Source organism: Arthrobacter sp. (assembly GCF_031988865.1).
Classification (GTDB): Bacteria; Actinomycetota; Actinomycetes; order Actinomycetales; family Micrococcaceae; genus Arthrobacter_B.
The window spans coordinates 1-9,123 of sequence record NZ_DALZXY010000045.1 but is presented as its reverse complement, the minus strand read 5'-3'; the positions used below and the strand labels follow the sequence as shown (position 1 = coordinate 9,123).

At 66.1% G+C, this 9,123-nt stretch carries 9 protein-coding genes; 8 read left to right on the top strand and 1 reads right to left on the bottom strand.

Going from position 1 to position 9,123, the window contains the following annotated elements; all coding sequences use genetic code 11:
- The first annotated feature begins 159 nt into the window (after positions 1-159).
- The 5 genes from RTN46_RS09710 to RTN46_RS09690 all read left to right on the top strand — a co-directional run bounded on the left by RTN46_RS09710 (position 160) and on the right by RTN46_RS09690 (position 5,546).
- Positions 160-1,227 (top strand): glutathione S-transferase C-terminal domain-containing protein, encoded by a 1,068-nt coding sequence (locus RTN46_RS09710; protein WP_312180906.1) that lies wholly within the window; start codon positions 160-162, stop codon positions 1,225-1,227.
- Between the two features lie 223 nt (positions 1,228-1,450).
- The gene (locus RTN46_RS09705; RefSeq protein WP_396157583.1) at positions 1,451-2,509 is read left to right on the top strand and encodes a FecCD family ABC transporter permease; all 1,059 of its coding nucleotides are present in this window, start codon (positions 1,451-1,453) and stop codon (positions 2,507-2,509) included.
- A gap of 95 nt (positions 2,510-2,604) precedes the next feature.
- Positions 2,605-3,576, top strand: a complete 972-nt coding sequence (locus tag RTN46_RS09700) for an iron chelate uptake ABC transporter family permease subunit (protein ID WP_312180936.1) — start codon at positions 2,605-2,607, stop codon at positions 3,574-3,576.
- Between the two features lie 3 nt (positions 3,577-3,579).
- Positions 3,580-4,467, top strand: coding sequence for an ABC transporter ATP-binding protein (locus RTN46_RS09695; protein WP_312180904.1), 888 nt, complete (start codon positions 3,580-3,582; stop codon positions 4,465-4,467).
- The gene (locus tag RTN46_RS09690; RefSeq protein ID WP_312180903.1) at positions 4,464-5,546 is read left to right on the top strand and encodes a siderophore-interacting protein; all 1,083 of its coding nucleotides are present in this window, start codon (positions 4,464-4,466) and stop codon (positions 5,544-5,546) included. Before RTN46_RS09695 ends, RTN46_RS09690 begins: the two co-directional genes overlap by 4 nt.
- A gap of 34 nt (positions 5,547-5,580) precedes the next feature.
- Here the strand turns inward: RTN46_RS09690 and RTN46_RS09685 are convergent, their stop codons facing one another.
- The gene (locus RTN46_RS09685) at positions 5,581-5,994 is read right to left on the bottom strand and encodes a helix-turn-helix domain-containing protein (protein WP_312180901.1); all 414 of its coding nucleotides are present in this window, start codon (positions 5,992-5,994) and stop codon (positions 5,581-5,583) included.
- Between the two features lie 131 nt (positions 5,995-6,125).
- Between RTN46_RS09685 and RTN46_RS09680 the strand changes: the two genes are divergently transcribed.
- From RTN46_RS09680 to RTN46_RS09670, 3 genes are all read left to right on the top strand, one after another.
- Positions 6,126-7,157 (top strand): NADP-dependent oxidoreductase, encoded by a 1,032-nt coding sequence (locus RTN46_RS09680; RefSeq protein WP_312180900.1) that lies wholly within the window; start codon positions 6,126-6,128, stop codon positions 7,155-7,157.
- Positions 7,158-7,275: 118 nt separating this feature from the next.
- Positions 7,276-8,019, top strand: a complete 744-nt coding sequence (locus RTN46_RS09675) for an alpha/beta hydrolase (RefSeq protein WP_312180899.1) — start codon at positions 7,276-7,278, stop codon at positions 8,017-8,019.
- Between the two features lie 244 nt (positions 8,020-8,263).
- A complete protein-coding gene (locus tag RTN46_RS09670) occupies positions 8,264-9,091 on the top strand; it encodes a M23 family metallopeptidase (protein WP_312180898.1) in 828 nt (275 codons plus the stop codon).
- Positions 9,092-9,123: the final 32 nt, after the last annotated feature.

The following is a 9,123-nucleotide window of genomic DNA, read 5'->3' as shown; positions in this document are numbered from 1 at the left end:
CTTCAGTCTCAATCTTCCATATCGATTATCTAGAACCGATAAAGCTCTGCTGGCGTCGGCATTGGCGCTGGTCCACGACTCTACCGCCGAAGCGGTGCGCGCGGGCAGGGCGCTAGGGTGGAAGGAGACTGAACAGCACGGCTGATGGATGGAGCGGTTATGGCGGGCACAGCGGAGCAGCAGACGGCGAACGGGAAGTCCGGCGGGGAGTACAGCACCCGGGGCTCCTATGTGTCCGGCGGGCAGGAATACACCCGGGACACCAACTACATCGAAACGCGCATCACCCGGGACGGCCGGGACGGCTATCCCGTGGAAGCCGGGCGGTACCGGCTGGTTGCCGCCCGCGCGTGCCCCTGGGCCAACCGCACCATCATCGTTCGGCGCCTGCTGGGACTGGAAGACGCCATCTCCCTGGGTCTGCCCGGCCCTACCCATGACGCGCGCAGCTGGACCTTCGACTTGGATCCGGACGGCAAAGACCCGGTGCTGGGCATCGAACGGCTGCAGGAGGCATTCTTCCGCCGGGTGCCCGGCTACACACGCGGCATTACGGTGCCGGCAGTCGTGGACGTGCCCACCGGCGCCGTGGTGACCAATGACTTCCCGCAGATCACCGAGGACTTCTGCTCGGAATGGACCGAGTTCCACCGCGACGGCGCCCCCGACCTCTGGCCGGCCGAGCACGAGGAGGAAATGCGCGAGGTTAACAAGCGGGTCTTCACCGAGGTGAACAACGGCGTCTACCGCTGCGGCTTCGCCGGATCGCAGGAGGCCTACGACGCCGCCTATGACCGGCTCTGGACCGCCATGGACTGGCTGGAAGACCGCCTCTCGAAGCAGCGCTACCTGGTGGGGGACACGATCACCGAAGCCGACGTCCGGCTGTTCACCACCCTGGTCCGGTTCGACGCCGTCTACCACGGCCATTTCAAGTGCAACCGCAACAAGCTCAGCGAGATGCCGGCTCTCTGGGCCTATGCCCGGGACCTCTTCCAGACGCCTGGCTTCGGGGACACCGTGGACTTCGTGCAGATCAAGGCGCACTACTACATCGTGCACGAAGACCTGAACCCCACCCAGATTGTTCCCGCCGGGCCGGATAACTCCGTGTGGCTGACCCCGCACGGCCGGGAGGAACTCGGTGGCCGGCCCTTCGGCGACGGCACGCCTCCGGGCCCGGTCCGCGAGGGCGAGGAAGTCGCCCCGGGGCACGGCGCAGCCTGACCCTGCGGCACCGGCATCCTGCCGGGCTCTGACCCCGCGCCGCTGGTTCCTGCTCCGCCGCCGCCTGATCTGGTGCCTGTGCTGACGGCCCCGGCGGCCCCGGCGGCCCCGGCGCGGGGATCAGCGGAGCGGGCTAATACGGCACAGAACTGTTTCTTAATCTGACCAGCCATAGGTTAGCCTTACTTAAGTCGATTTCCCGCTGGCTTCAGGAGGTGCTGCCGTGACCGCTACGGCTGTTAACCGCCCTGTGCCAGCCTCCCATCCGGCCGCCACAAAACGTGGACGCAAACTGGCCCCCGCCTGGGTTTTGGGCGGCGGACTCGTGCTCCTGGGGCTGGCCTGCTTCGCTTCCGTGGCGCTGGGCGCCCGGCCGCTTTCGCTGGACGTCGTTCTGCAGGCGCTGACCAACCCCGACGCCGCGAACGGGGACCACGCGGTGGTCCTGAGCCGGATTCCGCGCACCGTCGCCTCCCTGCTGGTTGGAGCCGCACTGGGACTGGCCGGTACCGCCCTCCAGGGTATGACGCGCAATCCGCTGGCAGACCCGGGCATCATGGGTCTGAACGCCGGCGCGGCCTTCGCCGTGGTCACCGCCATCTACGTTTTCGGCATCACCTCCTTCACCGGATATGTCTGGTTCGCGCTGGCCGGCACCGCCATCGCAGCGCTGATTGTGTATTCTGTGGCCTCGCTGGGCCGGGAGGGTGCCACTCCGGTCAAACTCGCGCTGGCCGGCGCTGCGCTGACCTCCGGGCTGACCTGCATGCTCTCCGCCATCCTGGTGACCAGCAGGCAGACCCTGGATACCTTCCGTTTTTGGCAGGTCGGCACCGTCTCGGGGCGCGGCTGGGACGTCCTGCTTCCCCTGATCCCCTTCCTCGCCGTCGGCGCAGCCATCCTGCTCGCATCCGGCAGGCTGCTGAACGGACTGAGCCTGGGCGACGACGTCGCGCGCGGACTCGGACAGAACGTGAACCTTTCCCGCGGCATTATGGCCATCGGCGTGGTGCTGCTCTGCGGCGCCGCGACTGCCGCTGCAGGTCCCATCGCTTTCCTGGGCCTGGTCATTCCGCATCTGGTGCGTGGGCTCGTGGGCCCGGATTACCGGTGGATCCTGGTGCTTTCAGCCCTGCTGGCACCGGTGCTGCTGCTGGTAGCGGACGTCGTCGGGCGCCTGATCCTGCCGCCCGGGGAAGTGCCGGTCGGCATCATGACCGCCGTCATCGGGGCCCCCGTCTTCATCGCGATCATCCGCCGGCGGAAGCTGGCTGAACTGTGAGCGCCGCGCCCGGGCTGCAGGAGGAGCGTTCGAGCACCACTGCCGCAGGCACCCTCATCCGCGACGTCAGGCGCCGCACCGGCCGCCGCCGCAAGATGGTGCTCGCCTCCCTGGCTGCCGCCGTCGTGGTCCTCTTCTTCGTCTATAACCTGCTGGGCACCTACACCGTCACGATCCCCGACTTCTTCCGGATCCTGGGCGGGGAAAAGATCCCCGGCGCCACCTTCATCGTGATGGAAAGCAAGCTGCCGCGTGCGGTGACAGCCATCTTGATCGGTGTCTCCTTCGGTGTCTCAGGGCATCTCTTCCAGACGATGCTCCGCAACCCGCTGGCCAGCCCCGACATCATCGGCATCAGCTACGGTGCCAGCGCTGCGGCCGTGGCCGCCATGGTGGTCTTTGGGGCCACCGGGGGAGCCGTCTCCATCGCCGCACTGGCCGGAGCCACCGTGGTTGCCGTGGCCCTCTACCTGCTCAGCAGGCGCGGAGGTGCGGCCGGCGCCCGGCTGGTGCTGATCGGCATCGGATTCGCTGCTGTCCTGCAGGCCGTAGTGAACTTCCTGCTCACCCGCACCGACGTGCGGACCGCCGCCGACTCCCTGGTCTGGCTCACCGGCTCCCTGAACTCCGCCACCTGGGAACGCGCCGGGATCGTGGCCGGCGCGCTCGTGGTGCTGCTGCCAGCCGCCGTCCTGCTTGGCCGCCGGCTGCGGGTCCTCGAACTCGGTGACGACTTTGCCGCAGGCCTCGGGCTGCCCGTGGAAGGCACCCGTGCCGGACTGCTGTTCACCGGCGTCGCCCTCGCCGCTGTGGCCACCGCCGCCGCCGGGCCGGTGGCTTTCGTGGCGTTCCTCGCCGGCCCCATTTCACGGCGGCTGCTTGGGGGACGCGCCTCACTGCCCGCTGCCGGATTGACCGGCGCCTTGATCGTGCTCGCAGCCGATTTTGTGGGCCACAACCTGGTGCCCGGCACCTCGCTCCCGGTGGGCGTGGTCACCGGTGCGCTGGGGGCACCCTTCCTGCTGTGGCTGCTGGTCAGCTCCAACCGTGTTGGCCGAGGAGGCTAAAGCATGCAGAACAAACTGGGCGCACAAGACCTTGTGCTCTCCTACGAGGACCGGAAGGTGGTCGACGGGCTCAGCGTCGACCTGCCGCCGGGGAAGATTACCGTCATCGTGGGCGCGAACGCCTGCGGTAAGTCCACCCTGCTCCGCGGCCTGGCGCGCCTGCTCAAACCGACGTCCGGCGTCGTGCAGCTCAACGGACGGGACATCAATGCCCTGCCCAGCCGGGAGGTAGCCCGCACCCTGGGCCTGCTCCCGCAGACTCCCAACGCCCCCGACGGCATCACTGTCGCTGACCTGGTCGGCCGCGGACGCTACCCGCACCAGGGCTGGTTCCGGCAGTGGAATGCGCGCGACGACGACGCCGTGGCGGCAGCGCTCGAAGCCACCGGCACGCTGGAACTGGCGGGCCGAGACGTCGACGAGCTCTCCGGCGGGCAGCGCCAGCGGGTCTGGATCGCCATGGCACTGGCGCAGGAAACCGACATCCTGCTGCTGGACGAACCCACCACCTTCCTTGACGTCACACACCAGGTGGAGGTCCTGGACCTGCTCACCGACCTCAACCACCGTTCAGGCACCACCGTGGTCATCGTGCTGCATGACCTGAACCTGGCAGCCCGCTACGCGGACCACCTGATCGCCATGAAGGGCGGGGCGATCGCCGCCCAGGGCGACCCGGTAAAGATTGTCACCACCGAACTGGTCCGCGACGTCTTTGGCCTCGATGCCTCGGTCATCCCGGATCCAGTCTCGGGGACACCCATGGTGGTACCCGTGGGCAGGCACCATTCCCGCCGGCACCGCGAACCGGTGGCACCGGCCAGGGGCTACCTGCCCAACCCGTACGATTCCCGCAAGGAAAACCGCAACCCCCTGGAGGCAGCATCATGACCGGCACCCGCATCCGCACGTCAGCGCCGGCCGCGGTGAAGCCCCGCCGCCAGGGCGCCAACGCCGCGGTGACGGCCTTCGACGTCGAAGTCCGCTCAGTCCGGCGGCTCAGCGCCAACTTCACGCGCATTACCTTCGGCGGGGAATGCCTTCGCGATTTTGGCGTGCAGGGCCCCGCGGACGACCTGCGGATCAAGGTCGTTATCCCTCCCGTTGCCGATGATGGCACCCGGCAGCAGCTTCCCGAACTCGACTGCGAGGACGCCGGCTGGTACCAGAGCTGGCTCGCCATGGACACGGCCCAGCGCGGTGCCATGCGCACCTACACCGTCAGGGCGTCGCGCTGCACTGCGGCGGAACCGGAAATCGACGTCGACTTCGTCCTGCACTTCGACGCAGAGGGTGTTGGCGGGCCCGCCTCACAGTGGGCTTCCGAGGCTGCGCCGGGAGACCGTGTCACGGTTATCGGCCCGAACGCAGTGAACTGCATTACGGCCGAATCCTACGGCGGCATCGAATGGCGTCCCGGTCTGGCCCAGCACGTGCTGCTGGCGGGCGATGAAACTGCCGTTCCCGCGGTCTCCGCCATTTTGGAGAACCTGCCGGCGGGAGTCACCGGCCACGCGCTGCTGGAAATTCCGGACGCGGCGGATGCCCAGCCGATCAGCACCTCCTCGGACGTTACAGTGACCTGGCTGCCCCGCGGCACGCGCCCGCACGGCGAACTGCTGGAGGCTGCCGTCCGCGAGGCCGTCGCCGTCCCAGGCTACGCGAGCCTTGGAACTGTCGATGGAACACCGCCTGCCACGGTGGCGCCCGGACGCGGCCGGGAACCCGAAGACGTTGACATCGACTCGGTGATCCTCTGGGAAACTCCGGCCCGCCTTGCCCCGAACGTCGTGGAAAACTCGCCGAGCCCGAACACTCCCGCCGGTGCCCTGCCGTTCTATGCGTGGATTGCCGGTGAAGCAGCGGTTGTCCGCGGGCTGCGCCGCTACCTCGTCCGGGATGCCGGGATCGACCGCAAGCAGGTCGCGTTTATGGGTTACTGGCGGAAGGGCCGCGCCGAACTGTCCTGACACGAGGGGCGGCCAGGGCCCCCGAGCGGTTCCCTTAGCCGCCAAGATGCCGCCGGCGCAGCTCTCCGATTTCCGCCTCCAGGCCGCCGGAACTCGACGGGTGCACGAACTCCGGCGCATTCCGGGCGGTCTCGGGGTCCAATAGAACCCCTAGCCGCGCCAATTCCACCATCAGCGGGATTGTCTGCAGGCCCAGTTCGGTCAATGAGTACTGGCCCTGCTTTCCGGGTGCGGTATCGGCCTTTGTGAGGAACCCGGCCGTCGTCAGGTCGGCAAGCCGCCTCGATAATACCGGGGCGCTGATCCCTTCCTCATTTGCTGTGCACAGCTCACGGAAGCTTCGCCGGTCGTATGCCGCAATATCTCTCAGGATCACCAGGCTCCATTGGTCTCCGATCATCTCAAGTGCGCGGTTTACCGGACAGCCGGACCGAGGCGACGTGATCATGCGGACCTCCCTCTCAGTGGTTGCATTTCGTTACTGGATTCTATACGGTCAAACCGGTAACACAATGCAACCACCAGTGTGGCTGCCTAATTGGGAACCGTCCGCATCGGGCGGGAATGACAGGAGCAGGAATGAAGGCATTTGTCCTCCAGAAATACGGAGCATCCATCAGCCAGGTGAGCATGCCTGAACCGGTGCTGGGGGACCACGAGGTCCTGGTCCGGATGCATGCCGCAGGAGTGAATCACGGGGATGAACGGCTCCGGTCAGGTGAATTCAAGCAGATCTTCTCGTTCAAGCTGCCCATGGTGGTGGGCAGCGAATTTTCCGGGGAAGTCGTGGCTGTCGGCCCGCAAGTATCAGCATTCAAACCCGGAACGCGGGTATACGCCTATCCGGATCAGGCACACATGGGTGCATTTGCCGAATTCATCGCCATACACCAGGATTTTCTGGCCCCGATCCCGGAATCCACGGACATGGTGGAAGCAGCAGCACTGCCGGTGGTCGCTCTGACGGCTTGGCAAGGTCTCGTGGAACAAGGCAAGCTGCAGGCCGGGCAGAGCGTTCTCATCCACGGAGGCTCCGGCGGCGTGGGAACGGTGGCGATTCAGCTGGCGAAGCATCTGGGGGCCACCGTTGCCACCACCGTCAGCAGCACCCACACAGAGTTCGTGCGTGAACTCGGTGCGGACATCGTGATCGACTACCGCACCGAAGACTTCGCCGAGAAGCTGTCGAACATCGACCTCGTGCTGGATACGCAGGGAGGCGACACCCTGAAGCGTTCGCTGGGCGTTGTCCGCCCCGGAGGTGCAGTCATTGGCATCACGGGGCCGCCGGATCCCGCCTTCGCAGCACAGGCCGGAGTCAACCCGCTGGTGAAGCTGGCCATCCGTGGTTTGAGCGGAGCCACCCGCCGGCGTGCCCGGAAGCTCGGCGTCAACTACCGCTTCCTGTTCATCCGACCCAACGGGGAGCACCTGCGCAAAATCGCCGGGCTTGTTGACGGCGGTGTCATCAGGCCGGTCGTGGACCGGGTCCTGCCCTTCGAGGAAACCCCGCAGGCTTTGAAATCGCTGCTGGCGGACGGGGTGCGCGGAAAAATCTTGGTCAGCGTGGACCCCAGCGATGTCACGGCGGACGGAAACCATGATGTCTGACTCCCATAGGCAGCCCTTGGCCTCGACCTGGAGCGAATCACCGACCTTGCGCCTTGAGGTGGGAGGAGAGATTCTGGCTTACCGCGAACTGGGATCAGTCGGGGGTCCTCCTGTGCTCATGCTGGCCCATTTGGGGGCAACCATGGACGAATGGGATCCACGGGTCCTCGAGGCCCTCGCCCGGACGCACCACGTCCTCGCCGTGGATCTGCCCGGCGTAGGCGCCTCCACCGGCATCGTTCCCGCCACGATTAAGGCTATGGCAGACGCTGCAGTTGGATTCCTTGAGGCGATGGGTTTTTCGAGCGCGGATCTTGCAGGGTTTTCGATGGGCGGCTTCATCGCGCAGCAGATTGCGTTGGACCGTCCAGACCTGGTGAGGCGTCTGGTGCTGGCCGGAACCGGCCCTTCCGGCGGCCACGGGATTAACAGGACCACTGGCCCGGCCTATGTGTACTGGGACATGCTTCGAGGAGCACTGGCCCGCACCGACGCCAAAGAGTTTCTGTTCTTCAACCGCGATACTAAAGGGAAAACCGCAGCCAAGGCCTATCTGGAACGCCTCCAGGAACGCCTCATGGACCGGGACACTCCCATCACGGTTCGGGCCTTTCGGACACAGCTGAAGGCCATTCAGTCATGGGGAAAGGCGAAGCGCCAAAACCTTTCGCTGATCACGGCCCCCACCCTGATTGCGAACGGTGACCACGACCGAATGGTGCCCTCTGAACTGTCCACGGACCTTCACCGCCGCATCCCGAACAGCAGGCTGACGATCTACCCTAATTCCGGGCACGGCGGAGTGTTCCAGAACCACGGAGAATTCAGCCGCATCGTAGTGGAACATCTGGCGGCTAAATAAAAGCCACGCAAAAGAGGAATGCTGAATCCGCCCGCCTCGTCCCGGTCACAGCTCTCAACTCGCCCGCCCACACTACTGTGTTGTCCTGCCCACCCAGCCCTGTTTCCCTGCACACAAATCCTCCACAGCCAACGCCGTGACGCCCTAAAATTGAAGGAGCCACTCGGAATCAGATGGATTCCACGCACCCTCCAGAGACAAATGCAGTACCGACAGAACTGTTGTCTAGTCAGTGGAGTGATGAATGACCGTAAACGTCAACGAGACCGTCCGTAACCTCGCTGACTCCGTCCGCCGGTACATGAACGAAACCGCCTCCCAGTACCGGGCCAGGGGGAAGCACGCCCGTCCACGCTGGGAAAGCCGCGGAGCTGAATTCTCCCGGCGGATCGACGAGTTTCGGAGCGAGGCCCGGGCGGTGGCCACACCCGCCCAGAAAACCGCTGCACTCGCGACCGGGGCCTCCCTGCTGCTGGGCGGGATGGTCTACGGCGTTGCCGAAGCGGCCCCCAAGACCCTGGCCGAACGCCAGGTAGTTGACTCCCAGCCCCTGGCAGCGGCCCTGGTGGAGAAACTTCCGGCGGAAGAAGCCTCACAGGAAGGTGCCCCGCAGGAAGGCGCACCGCCGGCCGAGGCGGCCGCCAGTGAGGGCACGGGTACAACTGCGCCGGTCGTTGAAGAACCGCCCTCCGTGCCGCTGGATAACCTCTACGTCACTGCGCCGTTCGGCTGGCGCATCAACCCGATGACCGGCAGCGGGCAGGAATACCACACCGGAACAGACCTCCGCGGAGCCACCGGCACTCCCGTTAAGGCAGCCCGGGCAGGGACCGTGGTCGAAGCAGGCTGGCACACCAACGGCGGCGGAGGCCTCCGGATCGTCGTGGATTACGGCGACGGCCTCAAGACCACTTACAACCACCTCAGCGACATCTGGGTGGAGCCCGGCCAATGGGTCGATACCGCCCACCCGGTGGGCGCCGTCGGCAGCACCGGCAATTCCACCGGCCCGCACCTGCACTTCGAGATGCTCGTCAACGGCGAGTATGTCGACCCGATGGAGCGGATCTAGCTCGTCACGTCATCCGCTGCGGCCCAGCCGGG